Origin of the sequence: Brevibacillus laterosporus DSM 25 (assembly GCF_002706795.1) — a bacterium.
Taxonomy (GTDB): domain Bacteria; phylum Bacillota; class Bacilli; order Brevibacillales; family Brevibacillaceae; genus Brevibacillus_B; species Brevibacillus_B laterosporus.
Genome location: NZ_CP017705.1, coordinates 3963263 through 3984335, shown reverse-complemented (window position 1 = coordinate 3984335; position 21073 = coordinate 3963263). Strand labels below are relative to the sequence as shown.

22 protein-coding genes and 1 pseudogene are annotated in these 21073 nt (G+C 40.2%); 8 read left to right on the top strand and 15 right to left on the bottom strand.

The genetic code is table 11. From position 1 onward, the window contains the following. Position 1: 1 nt before the first annotated feature. The 5 genes from BrL25_RS18980 to BrL25_RS18960 all read right to left on the bottom strand — a co-directional run bounded on the left by BrL25_RS18980 (position 2) and on the right by BrL25_RS18960 (position 3973). A complete protein-coding gene (locus tag BrL25_RS18980; RefSeq protein ID WP_018672564.1) occupies positions 2-1099 on the bottom strand; it encodes a peroxiredoxin family protein in 1098 nt (365 codons plus the stop codon). 121 nt (positions 1100-1220) lie between these two features. Next, positions 1221-1778: an elongation factor P gene (gene efp / locus BrL25_RS18975; RefSeq protein ID WP_018672563.1), complete on the bottom strand. Its 558-nt coding sequence runs from the start codon at positions 1776-1778 to the stop codon at positions 1221-1223. Positions 1779-1819: 41 nt separating this feature from the next. After that, complete coding sequence (locus tag BrL25_RS18970) at positions 1820-2893, bottom strand: M24 family metallopeptidase (protein ID WP_018672562.1); 1074 nt, start codon at positions 2891-2893, stop codon at positions 1820-1822. A 28-nt stretch (positions 2894-2921) separates the two neighbouring features. Continuing rightward, a complete protein-coding gene (gene aroQ, locus BrL25_RS18965; protein WP_026315242.1) occupies positions 2922-3371 on the bottom strand; it encodes a type II 3-dehydroquinate dehydratase in 450 nt (149 codons plus the stop codon). Positions 3372-3433: 62 nt separating this feature from the next. After that, positions 3434-3973 (bottom strand): YqhR family membrane protein, encoded by a 540-nt coding sequence (locus BrL25_RS18960; RefSeq protein ID WP_018672560.1) that lies wholly within the window; start codon positions 3971-3973, stop codon positions 3434-3436. A 134-nt stretch (positions 3974-4107) separates the two neighbouring features. Here BrL25_RS18960 and BrL25_RS18955 point away from each other — a divergent pair. Continuing rightward, positions 4108-4407 (top strand): annotated as a pseudogene (locus BrL25_RS18955) (DUF1385 domain-containing protein); the annotation flags it as partial. Positions 4408-4442: 35 nt separating this feature from the next. Here the strand turns inward: BrL25_RS18955 and BrL25_RS18950 are convergent. Further along, positions 4443-5605, bottom strand: a protein-coding gene (locus tag BrL25_RS18950; RefSeq protein WP_099327220.1) for an IS3 family transposase whose coding sequence is annotated in 2 segments (ribosomal slippage) — positions 4443-5326 and positions 5326-5605 — 1164 coding nt in all. Because the reading frame shifts where the segments join, the coding sequence is not laid out codon by codon here. 90 nt (positions 5606-5695) lie between these two features. Here BrL25_RS18950 and BrL25_RS26285 point away from each other — a divergent pair. After that, complete coding sequence (locus BrL25_RS26285) at positions 5696-5830, top strand: hypothetical protein (protein WP_257790522.1); 135 nt, start codon at positions 5696-5698, stop codon at positions 5828-5830. A gap of 6 nt (positions 5831-5836) precedes the next feature. Here the strand turns inward: BrL25_RS26285 and BrL25_RS18940 are convergent, their stop codons facing one another. From BrL25_RS18940 to BrL25_RS18930, 3 genes are all read right to left on the bottom strand, one after another. Continuing rightward, positions 5837-6769: a patatin-like phospholipase family protein gene (locus BrL25_RS18940; RefSeq protein WP_018674270.1), complete on the bottom strand. Its 933-nt coding sequence runs from the start codon at positions 6767-6769 to the stop codon at positions 5837-5839. A 123-nt stretch (positions 6770-6892) separates the two neighbouring features. Then, positions 6893-7345 carry a transcriptional regulator MntR gene (gene mntR / locus BrL25_RS18935; RefSeq protein ID WP_018674269.1) on the bottom strand — a complete coding sequence of 151 codons (453 nt, stop codon included), beginning with the start codon at positions 7343-7345 and terminating at the stop codon, positions 6893-6895. A gap of 119 nt (positions 7346-7464) precedes the next feature. Next, positions 7465-8004 carry an NADPH-dependent FMN reductase gene (locus BrL25_RS18930; protein ID WP_018674268.1) on the bottom strand — a complete coding sequence of 180 codons (540 nt, stop codon included), beginning with the start codon at positions 8002-8004 and terminating at the stop codon, positions 7465-7467. 216 nt (positions 8005-8220) lie between these two features. Here BrL25_RS18930 and BrL25_RS18925 point away from each other — a divergent pair, with 216 nt between their 5' ends. Then, positions 8221-9270 (top strand): membrane protein, encoded by a 1050-nt coding sequence (locus tag BrL25_RS18925; protein WP_018674267.1) that lies wholly within the window; start codon positions 8221-8223, stop codon positions 9268-9270. Positions 9271-9405: 135 nt separating this feature from the next. Here BrL25_RS18925 and deoC read toward each other — a convergent pair whose 3' ends face one another. From deoC to BrL25_RS18910, 3 genes are all read right to left on the bottom strand, one after another. Further along, complete coding sequence (gene deoC, locus BrL25_RS18920) at positions 9406-10083, bottom strand: deoxyribose-phosphate aldolase (RefSeq protein WP_018674266.1); 678 nt, start codon at positions 10081-10083, stop codon at positions 9406-9408. Positions 10084-10116: 33 nt separating this feature from the next. Next, a complete protein-coding gene (locus tag BrL25_RS18915; protein ID WP_035312425.1) occupies positions 10117-11421 on the bottom strand; it encodes a pyrimidine-nucleoside phosphorylase in 1305 nt (434 codons plus the stop codon). Positions 11422-11751: 330 nt separating this feature from the next. Then, a complete protein-coding gene (locus BrL25_RS18910) occupies positions 11752-12690 on the bottom strand; it encodes a DNA-binding transcriptional repressor DeoR (protein WP_018674264.1) in 939 nt (312 codons plus the stop codon). 143 nt (positions 12691-12833) lie between these two features. On the opposite strand from BrL25_RS18910, the gene BrL25_RS18905 reads away from it, so the two are divergent. Continuing rightward, positions 12834-13631 carry an alpha/beta fold hydrolase gene (locus BrL25_RS18905; RefSeq protein ID WP_018674263.1) on the top strand — a complete coding sequence of 266 codons (798 nt, stop codon included), beginning with the start codon at positions 12834-12836 and terminating at the stop codon, positions 13629-13631. Positions 13632-13863: 232 nt separating this feature from the next. Here BrL25_RS18905 and BrL25_RS18900 read toward each other — a convergent pair whose 3' ends face one another. From BrL25_RS18900 to BrL25_RS18890, 3 genes are all read right to left on the bottom strand, one after another. Beyond that, positions 13864-14853 (bottom strand): sensor histidine kinase, encoded by a 990-nt coding sequence (locus BrL25_RS18900; RefSeq protein WP_018674262.1) that lies wholly within the window; start codon positions 14851-14853, stop codon positions 13864-13866. Then, positions 14850-15557 (bottom strand): response regulator transcription factor, encoded by a 708-nt coding sequence (locus BrL25_RS18895; RefSeq protein WP_018674261.1) that lies wholly within the window; start codon positions 15555-15557, stop codon positions 14850-14852. Before BrL25_RS18895 ends, BrL25_RS18900 begins: the two co-directional genes overlap by 4 nt. A gap of 126 nt (positions 15558-15683) precedes the next feature. Continuing rightward, positions 15684-16022 carry a four-helix bundle copper-binding protein gene (locus BrL25_RS18890; RefSeq protein ID WP_018674260.1) on the bottom strand — a complete coding sequence of 113 codons (339 nt, stop codon included), beginning with the start codon at positions 16020-16022 and terminating at the stop codon, positions 15684-15686. A 212-nt stretch (positions 16023-16234) separates the two neighbouring features. On the opposite strand from BrL25_RS18890, the gene BrL25_RS18885 reads away from it, so the two are divergent. The 4 genes from BrL25_RS18885 to BrL25_RS18870 all read left to right on the top strand — a co-directional run bounded on the left by BrL25_RS18885 (position 16235) and on the right by BrL25_RS18870 (position 21066). Then, positions 16235-17212, top strand: coding sequence for a cation diffusion facilitator family transporter (locus BrL25_RS18885; RefSeq protein ID WP_018674259.1), 978 nt, complete (start codon positions 16235-16237; stop codon positions 17210-17212). A gap of 104 nt (positions 17213-17316) precedes the next feature. After that, positions 17317-18429 (top strand): endospore germination permease, encoded by a 1113-nt coding sequence (locus BrL25_RS18880; RefSeq protein WP_018674258.1) that lies wholly within the window; start codon positions 17317-17319, stop codon positions 18427-18429. Further along, on the top strand, positions 18413-19912 hold the full coding sequence (locus BrL25_RS18875) for a spore germination protein (protein WP_018674257.1): 1500 nt from the start codon (positions 18413-18415) through the stop codon (positions 19910-19912). The genes BrL25_RS18880 and BrL25_RS18875 overlap by 17 nt, the downstream gene beginning before the upstream one ends. Next, positions 19909-21066, top strand: a complete 1158-nt coding sequence (locus tag BrL25_RS18870) for a Ger(x)C family spore germination protein (RefSeq protein ID WP_026315377.1) — start codon at positions 19909-19911, stop codon at positions 21064-21066. The genes BrL25_RS18875 and BrL25_RS18870 overlap by 4 nt, the downstream gene beginning before the upstream one ends. The last annotated feature ends 7 nt before the right edge of the window (positions 21067-21073 follow it).

The window sequence follows — 21073 nt, the reverse complement described above, 5'->3', positions numbered from 1 at the left end:
TTCATCGCATGGGGGTCCCCGCAATCTCCCTTTTCTTATTTCCTCCAACAATGCCTTGTATTTGCTCATAGTTCACAGGTCCAATCACCTTTTGACGAATAATTCCTTGCTCATCAATAAAATAACTAGTTGGAATAGATATCGCTTGATATCGTTTGGCAACCTCTCTCGTGACATCCAATAAGATAGGAAATGTAACACCTTCCTGCTGAACAAAACCAGCCACCGACTCCATATTTTTCTCAGTTGCAGTTAAATTTACTCCTAGAATCACCACACCCTTTTGCCGATAATCCTGATGAAATTCTTGTAAATCAGGCATTTCGATCTGACAAGGCGGACACCAGGTTGCCCAAAAATTCAGAATCACTTTTTGTCCACGATAGGTTGACAGCTTTACTTTCTGTCCTTCTAGCGTGTTCAATTCAAAATCCGGAGCTTGCTCTCCTTTTTTTATCCCAATTGGAGCCTCCTGTTCTTTGGATAAGCTTCCTTGAAGATAAGAAGGTGAGTCTTTATGTACTAAAAACTCTGATGTTCCATAAAAAGTATCAATGATCGTTTTACATATGAGAGAAACCAACAAGGCAACGGACAATACTTGAGGAGTTACCCGTCTTTTTTTGACAAGAATCAAAAAGAGACAACCGGTTCCAATCATCAATAAATCAGCTGTCCACTCTTGCTTATCCCATAATAACGACAATGATAAGTAAAAAACCCAAAATAGAACAAAACCAACTGCGATTGGGTCAACATACTCCCAAATGGAGATTTTCTGCCTTTTGCTCCATACAAACAACAAAGCCATACAGCTAGCGACAGCAATCCATATTCCCGTTACACCACCAGAGAAGTATAACAGCGTCATGGGATTATCTATTACCTTCTGTGGGTGAAGGAACAAATAGCTACCTTTCCAAATGACAATTCCAAGCAAAATGAGTGAACCAATGGTATTCTCCATCAATTCTGAAGCACCCAGATTAGCTTGTTTTATCCGAAGTTTCATGACTAGATAACCAACCACTGCGGATACCACTATAACAATCCAACTACTTTTTATAAAAAAGGGCCCCAGTTGAAATACATCTGCCATGCCATGACTCCTTTCTTTCATGTAGCTTTGTATATGTTATACCACTTCATCTAGCATCAGATAGCAAAAAAACCACCGAAAATCGGCAGTTTTTCTTTGCTATTCTGTGTAATTACTTTACTTATGCACGAGATACGTACGCTTGAGTACGAGTATCAATGATTAACTTATCACCTTGGTTTACGAACAAAGGTACGTTTACGATAAATCCAGTTTCCAATGTTGCTTTTTTAGAAGCACCAGTAGCTGTATCACCTTTAATACCTGGTTCTGTTTCTGTTACTTCCAACTCAACAGTGTTTGGAAGTTGGATACCGATAGTCTCACCATTATATTGCATGATTTGAACGTTCATGTTTTCTTTAAGGAATTTCAATTCATGCTCAATTTGTTTTTGAGTAAAAGTGATTTGCTCATACGTTTCCGTATTCATGAACGTATAATCATCACCGCTTGCATACAGGTACTGCATTGTGCTTGATTCGATACGAGCAGGGTTTACTTTTTCTCCACCACGGAAGGTCATTTCCGTTACGTTACCACTGCGTAGGTTACGCAATTTGGAACGGACGAATGCCGCACCTTTTCCTGGTTTTACGTGTTGGAATTCAAGTACTGAATAAATATTACCGTCAACTTCAATAGTTAAACCAGTGCGAAAATCGTTTACAGAAATCATGCTTTTCCTCCTAAATATAACTCAACCTTACATAGTATAATTTATACAGGCAAAATCAGCAACTCTTTTGGTGTTTTGTTCAGAATCTCGATTCCATTTTCAGTTAATACCACATCATCTTCAATACGCACTCCACCAAGGCCTTCCACATAAATGCCCGGCTCAATTGTAATTACCATACCTGGCTCCAGTACAGTTTCTGATAGCATCGAGACCGCAGGAGCCTCGTGGACATCCATCCCCAAGCCATGACCTGCCGCATGACCATAATACTCCCCATACCCTGCTTCCTTGATGATATCACGAGTCAAGGCATCTACTTCTTTACCCGTCATACCAACCTTTACCCGATTTACACCTTCCAGCTCTGCCTTTAAAACAATCTCATAGATTTCTTTCATTTTCGGGTCAGGTTCGCCAACAGCAAAGGTACGTGTCATGTCAGAGTGATAGCCTTTATAATGTGCCCCAAAATCAATCGTAACCATATCTCCCTCTTCAATGACCTTTTCACTCGCACGACCATGAGGTAAGGCTCCACGTTTACCTGAGGCTACAATAATATCAAAGCCGGAGCCTTTTGCACCATGCTTACGTAGATAGTATTCCAGCTCACTGGCTACGTCTATTTCACGAATTCCTGGTTTAATCATTTTGATCACATGGGTAAAAGCATCGTCAGATAACTGGGCTGCCTGTCTCATGATAGCTAATTCTGCTTCCTCTTTGTACAAACGCAATTTCTCTACAAGACCTTTCGTAGTCACTAGCTCTACATTGTCTAATGTATGCTTCCATGCTTCAAAGGTAGCATAGCTCGTATGCTCCGCCTCAAATCCAACTCTGGTTACTTTCATATCTTGTAGCGCTCGTTTAATAGTCGGCAACGCTTGACGTTTATTATTAATGATTTCAAAAGCTGTACACTCTTTCGTAGCTTGTTCGATATAGCGGAAATCCGTTACAAATTTAGCTTGGTCCAAAGATACGATTGCCCACCCTGTGGAACCACTAAAATTACTAATATACTGACGATTTACTTCACTCTCAATAATGAGTGCATCCACATTTTGTTCCTTCAATACCGCTCTTAGTTTGTCCAAACGATGTGACATCATGATCTCTCCCATTCTTGTTGACTTTCTATGTACTTCTGTTGTGCTGCAAATGGCGAACCAATGCCCGTAATGCCCATTCGTAACCATCGTTCCCCAGTCCAACAATCTGTCCCAACGCTACAGGGGCAATGACGGACGTATGTCGAAACTCTTCTCGTTTGTGGACATTGGAGATGTGAACCTCAATGAGAGGCAACGACACACTGGCTATTGCGTCACGTATCGCATAGCTATAGTGAGTGAACGCCCCAGGATTCATAATAATCCCATCGTATGCATCGCGTGCATCGTGAATAGCATCGATCAATACACCTTCATGATTAGACTGAAGATGTCCAATTGATACTTGTAGTTCATTTGCTATCTCTTGTAAATGCGCCACGATATCTTCTAACGTATCCTGACCATAAATAGTAGGTTCACGTTTACCTAATGCATTCAAATTGGGTCCATTTATTACCAAGACAGAGATCATTTTGGTCATCTCCCTTCCCCCTCAATCTCTGTCTATTTTACCATATTCTTTTCATCGCTACATTATTGGTCTACTTCATTCTTGCTTGTTTCCTCTGTATCAAACCTCTCAGCTACGATACTCATCCCAATAAACATCCCAAGTGACATAAACCAGAAAAATTCAGTACTCCAGACCCCCCATCCCCAGTGACGCATCCGGAAGAAATATCCAAATACATAAAAAAATGCGATTCCATACAAGACACCCAGCCACCAATTATATAGGTTGCCCAGAACAAAGCTATATACCAAGCATGCGACAAAAATAATAAGAAATAACATAACCACTCCTACAGCTAAACCCGCATAGGAATTCTCATGAGCTTTGCCAAGGAATGGACGAGCAAAGATATAGGCCCCATATGGTGTGAATTGAAAGAAATGCATTAAAATACGAAGAATGCTCCAGATCAACGTTCCACATACAGCAATTTGTAAGATTGTCTTCGCTGGAATCGGTTTTGTTTTGATTTTTTTATCTGACGATGATCGATTATTTTGACGTTGCTCATCAGATTCCTTTGTTTTTTGCCCTTGTTGTTTAGACAGAGTTGCACTCACGTTAATCACCTCAGTACTAGTATGGCTATGTCTAGGAAAAACATGAGAAATCCATAGCGAAAAGTACCTTGGAACATTAGGTGGCAGAAGGATATAACTTTCGGTTACAATAGGAATAAGGATGGTGATTAAATTTGAAGCAACAAAATGTGCCTGCATATGGCGGGCAAGCCGTAATAGAAGGCGTTATGTTTGGCGGTAGAAAAGTGACCGTAACCGCCATCCGCCGAAAGAATCAGGAAATTGAATACTTTGAGGAACCTAAAAAGACGATCACATGGGTGAATAACCTGAAAAAAATTCCTTTTCTTCGCGGAATCGTTGGATTGATTGAGGCAAGTGCCAGCGGAGCCAAGCATCTGAACTTCGCTTCTGAACAATACAGCATGGAATCGGATGATGAGGCAGATAAAAGCTCTGGTCCATCTAAGATGGACTGACCCAGGTTAATGAGACATTGAAAAAACACCTATGCTACCTGTTTTCCATACTCGTATGGGGACAGGTAGTTTAATTTTTCCTGAATTCGTTCCTGATTGTAAAAACAGATGTAATTTTCTACTTTTTGTAATACCATTAGATTTGTTAGGAACTCTCTCTTCGGAGAGGCGAATTCTTCCGACTTTAGCGAGGAGTGGAAGGATTCAATGACAGCATTATCATGGCAATTTCCCTTACGGGACATGCTCGTGGTAATGCTGTTTTCTTTTGCTTTATTTTGAAAAGCGTATGAGGTATAAACTGAACCTTGGTCACTATGGAGAAGGACACCTCGCGCGTCTCTAGTTTTCGTGGCTTGTTCAAGCGTCTCTAGAACGAGAGAAACATCTTGTCTGTCACTTATTCGGTAAGCAATGATCTCGTTGTTATATAGATCCATTATCGAAGATAAGTACAACATGCTTTGACCGTAAGGTAAATACGTAATATCCGTTACCCACTTTTCATTTGGCTTTAAAGCTATAAATTCCCGGTTCAGCTTGTTTGAAACAATCATTTTACTCTCGCCACTACTAAACGTCTTGCGCTTTACTTTTACACGACATTGTAAATTTTTCCTTTGCATAACCCTCTGCACTGTTTTACGATTCACTTTTTTATTATAAATACGACCTAGTAAAGCAGTTATCTTGCGATGACCAAAACGATAGTGATACTTCAAGCAGAGTTGTTCAATTAGGTATTCAAGTTCTGTACTTGTGTTTTGAAACTTCGCTTTCCAGCGATAATACGTTGCTCGTGGTACAGCAAACAATTTTAGTATCTCCGTAATAGTAAACCGATCTTTAAAGCTCTCTACAACGTCAATTAGGCTCGATTTTTTCACCTCCTTTGAAATTCCTGATACTTTTTTAGGACTTCTATCTGCAACTCTAATTGACGAATTCTCAGGTCTTTGGTAGCTATCTCGTCTAGCTGATCTTGTCCGTATTTTCCATACATATATTGTTTGCCTACCTGTTGAGCAAACCGATACGTTTCTCCATTACGAAACCACTTCATCCATGTCTTTATCTGAGATTTATCCTTGATACCAAGTTCATCCATAATCTGTTTATTCGTATAACCCTCTTGCTTCATCTTTACGACTTGCCACTTCACCTCTTCTGGATAAGAAACTCTTGTACCCATGAAAGAAGCACCTCCCATCAAATCATATTGTTTAATACGATTCAGGAGGTGCTTTTTCCTTGTCTCAATTTACTGGGTCACTTCAAACCGATGAAACCAGGATTAAAGCGATCGGTAACAGCTAATCGTCGCCCTAATCCCTTTCAGGTTATTGAAGGCAGTAAGGGCACCAAAAAAGACAAACGTGATAAAGCGAAACAAAATAAGCCGAAGATGTATCAATAACAGCTTTCAAACCAGAAAGCTGTTATTTTTTTCGCTTCGAAAAGCAGTAACATACTTATTAAAATCCCACTTATCCAAAAAGTCTTCCGCTGCTTTTTTACCTGAATCAAATAACTCTTGTCGTTGAACTGCACTTAAATGAAAATCAATTGCACTATAACCCTTGGTGGGAATGAATACCGTTCGCACAGCCTCTGCTTTTTTCACATGAAAACGGTCATGGGCATCCATCATGGTCATCAGTAAAGCTTTAGATAACCCATATAGACTTTTCACTGTTTGAGGACGAACAGGAACAGCCCCATCATTTAATCGAAAACCAAAAGTCGGCCATAAGGGCTTCTCCTTAGAATCAAATAGCCAGACAGGAAAATTACTCAGCAGACCACCATCCACAATGATATGGGGGATCTTTTTTTTATATAAAAAATTAGGTTGAAAAAAGTAGGGGATTGCACAGCTCATTCGAACAGCTTTGGCAATAGGGAAGGTTTCTGGAACAATTTCAAAATCAGGAAGATCATCTGGCAAAGTTAGCATGGTGCCAGCACTGATGTCAGAAGCAATAATACGCAGTTTTTCTTTAGGTAAATCACCAAATGTACGAATTCCTTTTTTTCGTAACAATTGACTGACAAAACGTTCAATTTCATCACTGGGATACAACCCCTTTTGGACTAGCAGGTTATAGCATGATCCAAGATACGGTATTTTTGACCAGCCTTTTCTTTTTAAAAATTGCAAAAAGTTCAATGTTTCAAATATTTCTCGGAGCTCCAGATGACGATATCCGGCAGCCAACAGAGCGGCGACGATAGAACCAGCCGACGTACCAGCAACACTCTCCCACTGGTACCCATGCTGTTCCATAGCCGTAATCGCTCCAATCAAGGCTATACCTTTCATGCCTCCTCCTTCAAAAACCGCATCTACTCGCATGTGCTCCCTCCGTTCATACAAAGATGCATCCACATGTAGTTTATGCGACAGGGGAGTTATCCTACTCCTGAAAGTTGAGCATCCAATGCCAAAAAAGCAAGCTTAACTCGCTTGATTTTTGTGTTATACGGAATCTGAGTTTGTATCCGTAGCCTCTTTTTGTTCGTCTTCTTCTCGAATACGCATGAGCTCAGCAACACGGGTAGGGTCCTCTTTTAAAAATTGAACTAAATATTCAATGCTGGCAATCGATTCCCAGCTTAGATGGTGTTCAATTCCCTCAACGTCTTTGTAAATTAGATCCTGATCTACACCGATTAGCGTCAAGAAATCTTCCAACAATGCATGTCTGCGCACCAAACGTTTACCCACTTTTTTTCCTTTGGCCGTTAAGACTAGCCCACGATATTTTTCATAGACTAAATAGTTGTCTTTATCTAGTTTCTGTACCATTTTTGTAACAGAGGACGGATGCACCTCTAACGCTTCCGCAATATCAGACACACGAGCATATCCCTTGGTATCAATTAAACTATATATTCTTTCCAGATAATCTTCCATACTTGGAGTTGGCACTCTCATCCCTCGTTTCAGCCAGTATCGCCCAAAGACATATGACTCTATCATACCGCTTCCGTTGCTTTTGTTTCAAGGGAAAGTTGAAAGATTTTCCGACATTTGCTAAAATGATTGTCCTATTTTAATTTTTTGGTCATCCAAACCAGTTCTTTTCCCAAATTCACAAAGCGATCTTGGAGACGTTCGTCGTGCAAGGTGTTGTCCTCTTTAAACGCTTTATAGGAATTAGAAACACTCGGAGAACCTGGTAATGGATAAGCATGCAAATTACGTAATATAAGCTGTAGTGTATTAACCGTATTAGTTGCTCCCATACCTCCGCCTGCTACTCCGATAATAGCGACTGGTTTTCCGTGTAAAAATCGCCCTTCCAAAAAATCAAAAGAGTTTTTCAACGCACCTGTAATGGTTCCATGATATTCTGGAGAGCCAACCACAAGCGCGTCCGCTTCTGCTACTTTCTTCACAAATTGATGAACAATCTCAGGATACGTGCTAACATCGTTTCTTGCGTCATATAGAGGCAGAGGCCATTTTGCTAAATGAATTAATTCAACTTCTGCTCCTTCCATTCTTGCCGACTCTAATACAATTTGCATTACCTTTTTTGTGCTGGATTCAACATTCATTGTTCCTGCTATTCCTACAATTTTCATAAAGAAAACATCCTTTCTTCTATAAGGGCATTCCATTTATTTCTTTTTATTTATTTCTATGATAACGAATCTCATCATTTCAGTAAACAATTATATTTAATAAGTATAAAAATCAGGCTGTTGTTCTGAATGAACAGGCTTAGCTCATAGACTGATATCAGGATATAACTCCTTGTCTACTTCATCATTTTTCCAACAAGAAAAGGAAGATGATAAATGATAAAAAATACCTTTCGTGTCACGTCCTTACTTACATCCTCAATGCTAGGGGCGGGATTTCTCAGTGGTTATGAATGGTTGCGTTTTTTCAGCTACTATGGCACCTGGGGTTCCATTGGTTTGGTTTTGTCTATTATAGCGATGACTTGGATTCTATATGAATCTCTTCACTCAGCCTATCGAAATCAGCTATTCTCACTCTCTCAGTTTTTAGCCCACCTGATTGGACCACAGCTCACTCATGTACTTGGTTTCTTTACAGCTCTGATCATCATTTTATACAGTGGAATCGCACTAGCTGAACAAGCACTCTTCTTGGAACAGACAACCTCCCTATCACCATTGCTTGGTTTACTTGTTATACTGGTGCTAGTCTTTTTCGGTGCCAGACTCTCCAACTCTTCCTTAGCTAAAATAGCCGCAGGGTGCATAATGGGGGCTCTGATCATTGTATTGTTTTTATATAGCAATCAGACCCATATTCCCTTACCCAGTCTATCTTATCAACTAAACCTGAAGTGGCTATGGAATGGATTATTATTTACTGGTCTACATTTATTTTTCAGCATGGCTGTGCTGTTCCCTTTAATAAGAGAAGCGGAATCACTACCCTCACTGCGTCTAGGAATCGGACTAAGTAGCTTATTATTTGGTGTTATTGGATTGTTTATTCATTTGCAAATTTTATCTCATTGGCATGATGTTCATACCCAGATCAAACCCATTGTAGAAATTCTTATGGCTCAAATTCCGTATAGTGTGTATGCTTACCTCCCCATAAGTCTCGGACATGTCATTCTACTGGCAAGCATTCTCTTACGCAGTCTAACTAGACCATTAATTCAAGAGACGCAGGTGAGTGAACTACCACTAGTTCTTACCTTAGTAACCTTTGTTGGAGTGATCTCCTTCTTCGGCATCTTCTTCTCATTTCTTTACCCCTTGCTTTACAGTACAATCACCTATGTGGGCTTCGCTCTATTTAGCATTCTCATCGTGCAATTTAGTGGCAAGCGTAAGCCTCCTCCAGGTACTAGTGATACCTGATACTTGTGAACACAATACAAGTACACAAAATAGTAGCCATTCTATCTCATGATAAAAATGATAAAAAGCGCTTCTCTTTGCAGGAATTGCTCCTGTAAGAGAAACGCTTTTTTGATTAGTACTTATATGTTGGCCCTAGTATTGCGAGTTCGATACTTCACCTTTTACGATGGACACACCCGCGCTTGCACCGATCCGGCACGCTCCAGCTTGAAGCATTTTTTCAACATCTGCATAGCTACGAATTCCACCCGAGGCTTTTACACCTAGCTCGGGACCTACTGTTTTACGCATTAATGCAATATCTTCCACGGTGGCACCACTTGTTGAAAAACCAGTTGATGTCTTCACAAAGTCAGCTCCAGCCTTCACAGCTAACTCGCAAGCACGTACTTTTTCTTCTTCCGTTAGTAAGCACGTTTCGATAATAACTTTTACCACTGCTTTTCCTTTTGCTGCTTCTACTACTGCAAGGATATCTTGTTCAACTAGCAGGTCATTTTTATCCTTTAATGCACCGACGTTTATGACCATATCTACCTCAGTAGCACCATTTTCAATTGCGTTCGTCGTTTCATAGGCTTTCAGTTGCGGAGTGTTCGCTCCTAAAGGAAACCCGATAACCGTGCATACTTTGACCTCTGGTGCTTCTTTTAATAGTTCCGCGCATAAGCTTACCCAAGTAGGGTTCACACATACGGAAGCAAATCGGTATTCTTTTGCTTCTTCGCAAAGCCCTACGATCATGTCTTTAGTAGTATCTGGCTTCAGCGCTGTGTGATCAATATATTTTCCTACGCTTTCTTTGGACATGTACATCCCTCTTTCGTAACCGTTACCAGTTATCTATTCTTTAATCTCACAATAGACCAACGGCAATGCATCCACTGGATCTTTGGAGAATCCATACGATTGATATATACGTTCTACTACCTGTTCTACGTCCTGAGTATTACTATGGATCGTTACAAGTGACTCCCCTTGCTTAACCTGATCCCCAACTTTTTTGTGCAGAATCAGACCAACTGCTAGGTCGATTTCGGATTCTTTCGTTGCACGTCCTGCTCCTAAAATCATTGCCGCTGTACCAATATCATCTGCAATAATTTCGGCTACATATCCATCTGCTTTCGCTGGAACTTCCATTGTATATTGAGCTGTTGGCAAACGCTCTGGTTGATCGACAACGCTAGCATCTCCACCTTGTGCAGCCAAGAAGGTTTTAAAGGTATCAAGAGCTTTGCCGTTTGCAATCACTTCTTCTAGCTTCGTTCGCGCTTCTTCAAGACTTGTAGCTTCCCCTGCTAAATAAACCATTTGAGAGCCTAATACTAAGCAGAGTTCACGCAGATCTTCAGGACCCTCACCTTTTAAGGTATCAATTGCTTCCTTTACTTCTAAAGCATTCCCGATGGCAAAGCCAAGCGGTTGACTCATATCTGAAATAACCGCCATCGTTTTACGCCCTACTTGGTTTCCGATTTTCACCATAGTACTAGCTAATTCTTTAGCGTCATCTAGCGTTTTCATAAAAGCTCCAGCGCCCGTTTTTACATCTAAAACAATGGCATCAGCACCAGAAGCAATCTTTTTACTCATAATCGAACTTGCAATTAATGGAATGGAACTTACCGATCCTGTGACATCACGTAATCCATATAGCTTCTTGTCAGCTGGGGTAAGATTACCGCTTTGTCCGACAACAGCCACTTTGTTTGTGTTCACTAAACGGTTAAATTCAGCGTTATCAATCTCTACATGGAAACCAGCTACTGCTTCCAGCTTGTCTATTGTGCCTCCTGTGTGTCCCAGACCACGTCCTGACATTTTTGCAACAGGAACCCCTACGGCCGCAACCAGTGGAGCGAGAACTAGCGTTGTAGTGTCACCAACACCACCTGTGCTGTGTTTGTCTACTTTTACACCTTCTATAGCGGACAAATCAATCTGATCACCCGATTCAACCATTGCCATCGTCAGATAAGCCGTTTCTTCTGGGGTCATTCCCTGAAAGTAAATAGCCATAGCTAAGCCAGACATTTGATAATCCGGAATAGATCCATCCGTAAAACCCTCAACGATAAAGATAATCTCTTCTTTGGTCAGTTCTTTCCCATCGCGTTTCTTTTCAATTAAATCGACCATTCTCATATTGATCACCTGCTGTTTCATTATGTATGTTGACAGCTACTACCGTGAGATTACCTACTTCAGTATCTCCATCTTCACCTTACCAGTCTCATGAAAAAATGTCAAATCTCGTTTGAACATTTGTCCAATTCACATCATATACAAATAGAGCTCTATTCAGAAGGTAGTAACGGGTTGCTGTCTTTAAAAAGGGTAAGCACCTATTTTAAGACATTTTGTGAAGATTACAAGCAGAAATTTTCGATAATCAAAAAGAGGCCTGCTCCGTAAGGTAGAGCTTGCCTCTTTTTCTTGTAAAATAAAAGTGATTTGAGTTGTTTCATCCACTCTTTATTTTTTTAATAGTTCCTTGGCAGTATATTGATCTGTAACCAAAACATTATTATAGCCACCACGGATGGCCCCTCGAATTGCCTCTAGCTTGGTTGACCCTCCAGCCACTAGAATAGACCGCTCTTTACTCTTCAGCTCTTCTATAGGAATACCAACTGTCCGGTTCGTTAGCTCTTCATTTACAATGTTACCCTCCTGATCATAGAATCGAGAGCAAATATCGCCAACTGCCCGTTTGGCTAACAGAGCTAAATCATGTTCACTAAAATAGCCTAAACGAAACAATAACGCATCTGACATGACTCCACCAACAGTAAAAATAGCAATGTTAGCCTTTCGTGCCAAATCTAACTGTCGTTGTATGTAACGATCTGTCTCCACTGTTTCTTTTACCAACGCTGAGTCGACTATTGCAGGCAGAGGCAAATAATGCGGTGTAGTGTGATAGGCTTGTCCAAATAAATGTAATACCTCTGAAGCATAGGTGTTTGTTTGAGAATGACTCACACCGCCCTTCAATTGCACCACCTGTGCTCCCTGGATGGCTTTTGGCTGTAATTCCATGGCTACTCGGTACATTGTCGTGCCCCATGTAACAGCGATAATATCATTGTCTGTGACAACCTCGTGGAGATACTGCGCTGTTCGTTTACCAATCATTTCTTTAATGAGCGACTCATCATTAGTCGCTACTGGAACAACCAAAGCATCTTTGAGATTATATTTTTGCGCTAGCTCCAACTCAATACGCTGAAGACTTTCATCTGGGTCCATAATTTCAATGCGCACAATGCCTTCCGCCTTCGCTTGCTGTAGTAGTCTCGATACGGTTGGTCTTGATACACCTAGTTGCTTAGCAATCTCTTGCTGGCTTAAATCCAGCTGATAATACATTTTGGCTGCTTCAACCATCTTACTAATTTTATTCTCTTCCATAAGTCACCCGTCTACCATTACGTCATCTATCAAGACTATACAAGCAAACCCATGTTCTCGCAACCTTCTCTAAGCATCTCCATGTTTGAAACAAGATTACCTTGCGCAGATTAGTAACTAAACATGTAAAACGGAGGTATCATATGCCTTACTTTATTGCTAACGGCGCAACCATCCATTATGAGATAAAAGGGGAAGGGCTTCCTATCTTATGTATCCATCCCCCTCTACTTACGGGTAGCATTTTTTATTATCAACAAAAAGAACTACAAGACCGCTATCAGGTTATTACCGTGGATTTGAGGGGGCATGGCAGAAGTAGTCTTTCAGCCCATCCCTTTACCTATAAAGGAATCGCTTCTGACCTAAATCAATTACTGGAGCATCTCTGTATCGAACAAGCAGTCCTGTTAGGCTACTCAACTGGTGGTTCTATTGCATTAGAAATGATGTTACAAACACCTCAACACATAAGAGGTGCGATTTTATTAAGCGGTATGGCACACTGTAGAAGTCCCTATCTACATCGATTAATTTCTGTTGCTGAAAAAATAGCACGACGGGGTGCTCTACACACGTTAGCAATGGTTATCGGGTATAGCAATGCCAATAACCCTCTCACTTTTATCCGAAATTATCGAGATGCCGTTAAAGGAAACCCGATAGGTATTGCTGATTATTATCACTATGCTACTTGCTACGATGTATTGGATCGCCTCAATGAGATCAATCACCCCATTCTCCTATTAACGGGGGAAAAGGATCCGCATTTTTCCTGTTTTGCTAAAGAAATGGCTTCTCAATTACCTATGGCAAAAGTTCGTTCCATTCCCCGTTATAAGCATCAGCTACCTACCAAAGCTTATCATGAGGTAAATTTATTAGTTCATCAGTTTATTAACAGCTTTTGCCTTCGTTCTCAAAACGATCAGCATCAATAGAAAGGTAGTCTTCACGAGCATAAATGTCGATCTAACAAAAAGAAAGTAATATATTCATCCCGTTAGCACGTATGTTTTTTATAAAAAACCGACCGTATGTTAGATGTAACTCACACGGTCGGTTTTCCTTTTCAAGAAAAACGAAGCAGACTAGAAATGTGATAAAAACCTGCTTCACAGCTCTAGTCTGCACATGATAGTAATTTGTCTTTTTCCTATAGGGATATTCTGATTACTTCATCACATGACAGGGGAAAACCAACGAAACTGTCGTTCCCACGCCTACTTTTGAGGTGATGCTCACCTGATGCTCTAATTTATCGCTGATCTGTTGCACTAAATATAGCCCCATTCCAGTTGATTCACGATATTTACGTCCATTCTCTCCGGTAAAGAAAGGGCGAAATACACGCTTAATATCTGGCTCTGGAATTCCGACTCCTCGATCGGTAATCTCTAATCTAACCTCTGTCTCCTCTTGGGTACCAGAAATCGTAATCTTTTGCTTGGAGCCTGCGGAATATTTAATCGCATTCGTAATAATTTGATTTAACATAAAGGGAAGCCATTTTGAATCTGATTTCACATACAGTCCGTCCGGAATTTGTACATCCGGATAAACCTGGTTGCGAATAAAATAGGTTTTATTCTCCTGTATGACCCGTTGTACAATCGGCTTCAATTCAACGGAATCTACACGAAAGTCTCGTTCGAACACTTCCAACCGGGACGTATGTAGGACCATTTCTAATCCCCGTCCAATCCTCTCCGCTTCTTCCCTTATACTAGGAAAAGGAGGTTCATCCTCATCTTGCACTAATAGCTGGATAACAGATAAAGGTGTCTTCATCTGATGAACCCATTGATTCATGAAAGTAACATGCTCGTCTTTCTTGCGTTCATGTTCGAGGATCATTTGCTGATACATTCGATATTGACTCTGCATCGCTTCCGCATATGCTTCACTAACTGGTGTTTCATGAAAATCCACTAACGAATCTTCCAGAGTCTCCATTGGCTTTTCCAAATGCAAATAAAATTCTCTCGAACGGATATAGGTAATAAAAAGATAGATGGCTAACAAACCTATACTTAGTACAAACATATAGATTAAGACGGAATTTTTAGCATAACCATCTAATAATAAGATGAACAAAACAAATAGCAATTGAAAAACCTGAAAGAATATCAGGCGTAAATGTTCACGAAAGAACAACTTCACGCTTCATTCCCCCACGTTAGTACCAATCGGTATCCAGCTCCACGCACAGTTTCAATTGCATCTTCAATACCTAATTCCTGAAACTTTTTTCGGACACGTGTGATATTCACATTTAATGTATTGTCGTCCACGTATACCTGATCATCCCATAAATTTTCTAGCAAACGCTCACGGCTCACAATACGGGGATAGCGTTTCATTAGTTCCTCAATTAATACAGCCTCTTTTTTCGTTAAACTCACCATTTCATTATGTAATGTGAGCTCCATTCGTTCGGGATATAATGTTAATCCTGCCTGCTGTACAATTCGTTCCTGCATTTTAGGAGCATAATCGCCATAATTACGGCGTAAATGGCTACGAATTTTGGCCATAACAACATCATAGTGGAACGGTTTTGCTATATAGTCATCTGCTCCGTTTTCCAAGCCTAGAATCTGATCCATTTCTCCTGCTCGGGCTGAAATGAACAGTATCGGACATGTAGAAATTTTTCTGATCTGGCGACACCAATAATAACCATCGAATTTTGGTAAATTTACATCTAAAAGAACCAATTGCGGATTCAGCTCTTGAAACTCTTCCATCACACGCTCAAAGTTCTTAACAATAACAGCTTGGTATCCATATTTTTCAATATAACTTTGTAAAAGTTCAGCCAGTTTGGGATCATCTTCCACGATGTATACAGTATTTACATTCATCTCATTTTCCCCTTTTCCAAACGTTTGCTTCCCTATAGTTTATCACATTTTTATCCTAATTCCTCTTGTAACATTACCACACACGAAAAAAGTCATCGACACAACGAACGACAGCTGTTCGCTAATTTAGTGAACCACCATTTCGCGACAAGCCGCTGCACATTGATAGCAAATCTGGGCACATGTTTGGCAATAATCTTGTTCATGCTGACTGCATATTTTTGCACATGCTTCGCAGATTTCCGCTGTTAATTTGCAGATTTGACTACTAAACATACTATCCAAGGACAATGCACTAATAGCTAGCATACATATTTCTGCACTTTGCCGTACTATGAGAAGACAGTCTCTGAAGGTATCTAACTCACTTTCTTGTAAACAGGCTACATAGCATTCGTTACAGGCCTTTAAACAAGCTTTACACACTTGTAAGCAATTCTCTACCTGTTGAGGAGTTATTTGCATCTTTTCTACCTCCAACTCTTTAGTTGTAACTATTTACCCGTTGCAAGAAAAGGAGAATCATCAGGGCAAAACATTCAAACATTCAAATAAATATTTGAATGTTTTGCGGTTTGGTTATATAATATAAATCAAACAAGGCAACAATACATAAACCTCTATACACGTTTATAGGAATTTGAACCTACTCATTCGCTTTTGAAAGGAGCAATTATATGGGACACCCTCATGATCATTCTCACGGAGGAGGACATCATCATCACGGGAGGGGAGCCAACAAACAGGCTCTGTTAATTTCTTTATTTATAATCACTGCTTTTTTAATTGTAGAAGTGATTGGTGGCTTTCTAACAAACAGCCTTGCCCTCTTGTCGGATGCAGGGCATATGCTAAGCGACTCTTCTGCCTTATTTCTTAGTCTAATCGCCATGTTTTTTGCTGCTAGAAAACCTTCAGCAAAAAAAACATACGGCTTTTATCGCTTTGAAATCCTTGCCGCTCTCATTAATGGTGTAATGCTAGTGGTTATCTCCCTTGTAATCATTTGGGAAGCTTATCAACGTTTCTTTGCACCACCTGAAGTAGCAAGCCTTTCGATGATGGGTATCGCGTTCGTTGGATTATTGGCTAACATTGCAGCAGCCTTTGTTCTAATGCGTGGAGATTACAAAAACAACCTGAATATTCGTAGTGCTTTTTTGCATGTACTTGGTGATCTATTGGGATCTGTGGGTGCCATTCTAGCAGGTTTCCTCATGTGGAAATTCGATTGGTATATCGCTGATCCAATCATTAGTGTAGTAGTAGCTGTCCTGATTATGCTAAGTGCATGGCGTGTTACTAGAGATTCTGTCAACGTTCTAATGGAAAGCACCCCAGCTTCTATAGACGCTGAGCAAGTTTCACGTGCTTTATCCAAGATTCAAGGAGTTACTAGCGTGCATGATTTACACATTTGGACGGTTACCTCCGGATTTGATTCACTCAGTTGTCACTTACACGTTCAAGACGGACTCGCCAGTTACCCTATTCTGCAAGAAGCATTACATACTTTAGAACATCAATTCGGCATTACTCACTCCACCATCCAGATTGAAGATTCGAGTATTTTACATCAGGAGCTTTTATGTGAAACAGGGCCTCAAGCTAGTGAGAGGCTTGAACATAATCATGATCATAAGCACAGCCATTAACCTCTAGGTCTTTCCTTTTTTAGGAAAGGCTTTTTTTTCGGTTAATCTTACCTGATTTCGATCACACTAAGAAAAATCCATTTTTAGTAAATGGAGGATATCTTGTGAGATATAGAGATACACCTATTACGTTCCTACAAACCTGCTGTATTTTCTTTCTATCAGCAGGACTTCTTAATCATGTTATTTTAATTCCATTATTGCTTCGTACGGTTGAAAGAGATGGTTGGATCAGTATTTTAATCGCTATGGTACTTACAGTTTGCTGGCTTCCTCTGTTGCTGTTCATTATTCGTCGGCAAAAAGGAATGAAATTGTTTTCATGGATTAAACAACAGAGCAGTACTTGGCTTGCTTGGCTCATCATCGGACTGCTCATTCTCTACTTACTCTCAGATATATATGTAACAACTCTAGATGTGACAATGTGGACAAAGATATCTTATTTACCGCAAACTCCTGTATTTGTGGTTGCCGCCAGCATGCTTCTCTTGGCGATACTCTGTGCTTTATCTGGTATACAACCGTTAGCCATCTGTTCAGGAGTATTATTGCCGATCGTTATTTTATTAGGGTATTTCGTTATGGGCGCCAACTTTCAGTATAAAAATTACTCTCTTTTACTACCCATCCTTGAAAATGGTTATCTTTCTGTTTTTAAAGGAGCGATGGTCATCGGAAATGGCATGGTAGAAATCATCTTTCTTCTGTTGCTACAACATCACATCTCTACCTCCATTACCTTTAAAAAAGCAGTATGGCTCTGTATCTTACTCGCTGGACTAACACTTGGTCCCTATATGGGTGCAATTGCTAGCTTCGGTCCAAAGGAAGCAGCGAATCAAATGTATCCAGCTTTTGAACAATGGCGTCTTGTTACCATTGGCAAGTATATTGAACATGTTGATTTTCTCTCTATCTTCCAATGGTTATCTGGAGCATTTATACGTGTATCCCTAGCTTTATTCCTTATTTATGACGTTCTCCCTATTAAAAAACGTGGCCATCAAATTCTAGTAACTATTTTGTCTGGCATACTTATTGTGGTCATTATTTTATTGCATACGAAGGATCCTTTATTAATTGATACCTTTAAAAAGATCTATTTCCCCTTATCTTTACTTATTTTATTGGCCATTTCACTCTTACTTGCTCTCATTGGAAGCTGGTCAAAAAAGAACGCGAGAGGTACGGATGAACATGCGGAAGGAAACTAATCAACTTAACCAATTTACCAACACAAACAGCACCCAAAGCTTAAGTCAGCTTCTCTGTGACCATTTTGCAAAATGTGCAGATGTGAAAGTAGAAACATTTCAGTTTGCTACCACAGATTCGCCTGTGCCCATCTCGTTTTTCTATTGTGATGGACTTATCGATGCTAGAATGTATCGGCAAATTGTGTTTTCCGATCTCCAAAAAAAGTTTAGCATGTATTCCTCTTTAGAAGAGTTAGAGCAACATCGGACTTTACCTTTGCAGCCTATAGATTCACCTATTGATCTAAAAGAGATTGAGCGAGAGTTGTTTACTGGGAAGCTCATCATTACTCTAGATAAATATAATCGAGCCTTTTTATTGGATATTTCAGATCCACCAAATCGTTCACCCGAAGAATCTAACACGGAGATTTCAGTCAAAGGACCAAAGGATGGGTTTACGGAAAGCGTTTCAACAAACATAGCCCTGATTAGAAAAAGACTTCGTTCTGAATCAATGTGGAATGAAAGCTTCACAATCGGTCTACGCAGTCAATCTCAGGTAGCTCTTTTGTATATCAATGATATTATTGACCCCACTCTCGTAGAAGATGTACGACTTCGGCTTACAAACATCAGTGTAGATGCCTTAGTTAGTAGCTCACAGCTTGGAGAAGCCTTGGGTGACTCCTCTTATGCCTTATTTCCTTTATTGGATTATATTGGGCGCCCTGATTATGTTGTACAAAGTTTATTACGTGGTCGTTTTATCATTTTTATAGAAGGTTCTCCTATGGCATTGATTGGGCCTACCAATCTTCTTATGACCTTGAAATCACCTGAGGATGCCCACTTTCCGTTCTATTTCGTTACTTTTGAACGTATCCTCAGGCTTCTTGGATTGATTGTTTCTATTTTTACGCCTGGATTATGGACTGCCCTGATTGCTTTTAATGTAGAACAATTACCATTCCCTCTGTTAGCTACAGTAACCACTGCACGACTTGGACTACCTCTTTCATCCTCCATGGAAATGTTTTTGATGCTAGGGTTGTTTGAAATTTTTCGCGAGGCAGGTGTTCGCCTACCAAAGGCAGTAGGACAAACAGTAGCAGTAGTCGGAGGATTAATTGTTGGGGATGCCTCTATCCGTGCTGGGCTTGGTTCACCCACTACCTTGGTCGTTGCAGCAGTGACGGCGGTGGCAACCTTTACCTTGGTCAATCAGTCGTTGAGTGGAACGGTTAGTGTCTTACGAATATTTGTACTCGTTTTATCGTCCTTTCTAGGCATGTACGGTTTTTTTCTATCACTTTTATCAATTGTACTCTATCTGTCTACTCAGGAATCGTTCGGTCTCCCTTATTTAGCACCAATTTCTCCGCCCACCTTTGGAGATATGCTGAAATCATTAATCGCTATTCCTTTAAAATCGATGAAAAAACGACCAAAAATCCTGCATACAACTGATTCTACTAGACAAGGCAGTGATCAATCATGAGGAAAAAGACTTGGGCTTGTTGCTGCTACCTTCTTATAATCCCCCTGTTGTTTTTGTTAACCGGCTGTTGGGATAATAAAAACATTCAAGACTTAAATTACGTGACCGCACTCGGGATTGATTATAAGGACGGAGAATTTATTATCTACACGCAGTCTCTCGATTTCACGAATATTGCTAAGCAGGAAGGAGCTACTACCAGAGTAAACAAGCCTATTTGGATCGCTCAAGCCAAAGGAAAAACGATTGACCGGGCCATCAATCATTTTTTTAAATCTAACCAATTGCGAGTAGTTTGGGATTATATTACCGGAATTGTTCTAAGTGAGAGGGTATTAGAGAAAGATATTTTAGCAAATATTGATAGCTTGCTCCGTTACCCTGAGGTCCGATACACCCCCTGGATTTTTGGCTCAGAGAAACCTATCGACAGCTTATTTGTTACTCCCTCTCTATTTGGGCTGTCTTCGCTACTTACCATCTTACACAATCCAGAAGAACCCTTTAAGCAGAACTCGATCATTGAACCGATTAGGTTCCACCGGTTTGTCTACGAAGTTAGGGAGCCCGGACTTACTTTATTACTACCATCCTTAAGTATTAGCCAAAAGGAATGGAAGAAAGATCAAAAAAAAACACCTCAATTTAAAATAGATGGAGTCTATGCCATTAAAGCTGGAACCAATGGCGGGTGGTTTCCAGAAACTCAGCTTTCTGGTCTACGCTGGATGACACCCAGTACTGCTCAATCCTTCGTTCATCTTGATCGAGAAGGCAAACCATTAGCTGACCTGTCCTTTTCCAAGCCCAAACATAAAGTAAAGATTACATTTGATCAAAGTGGTCAACTTCGGTTTTCCATATATGTAGATGTGCATGGATTTATAGATGAATTATCCGAAAAAACGGATATGGAGGAGCTACGTAAAAGAGCCGAGCAGAAAATAAAACAAGAAATTAGAGATACCTATCAAAATGGAATCAAAAAGGGAATTGATCTATATTCGTTAAAAAATTATCTGTACAAACAAGATATACAAACCTGGAAACGTCTATCCGAAAGTAACAAAATTACCTTAACGAAAGCGTCGCTGAAAACCATTCAAGTTCACGTCAGATTAGACCACTCTGGCTTGTATCGTTTAAAAAAATAGAGAAAGT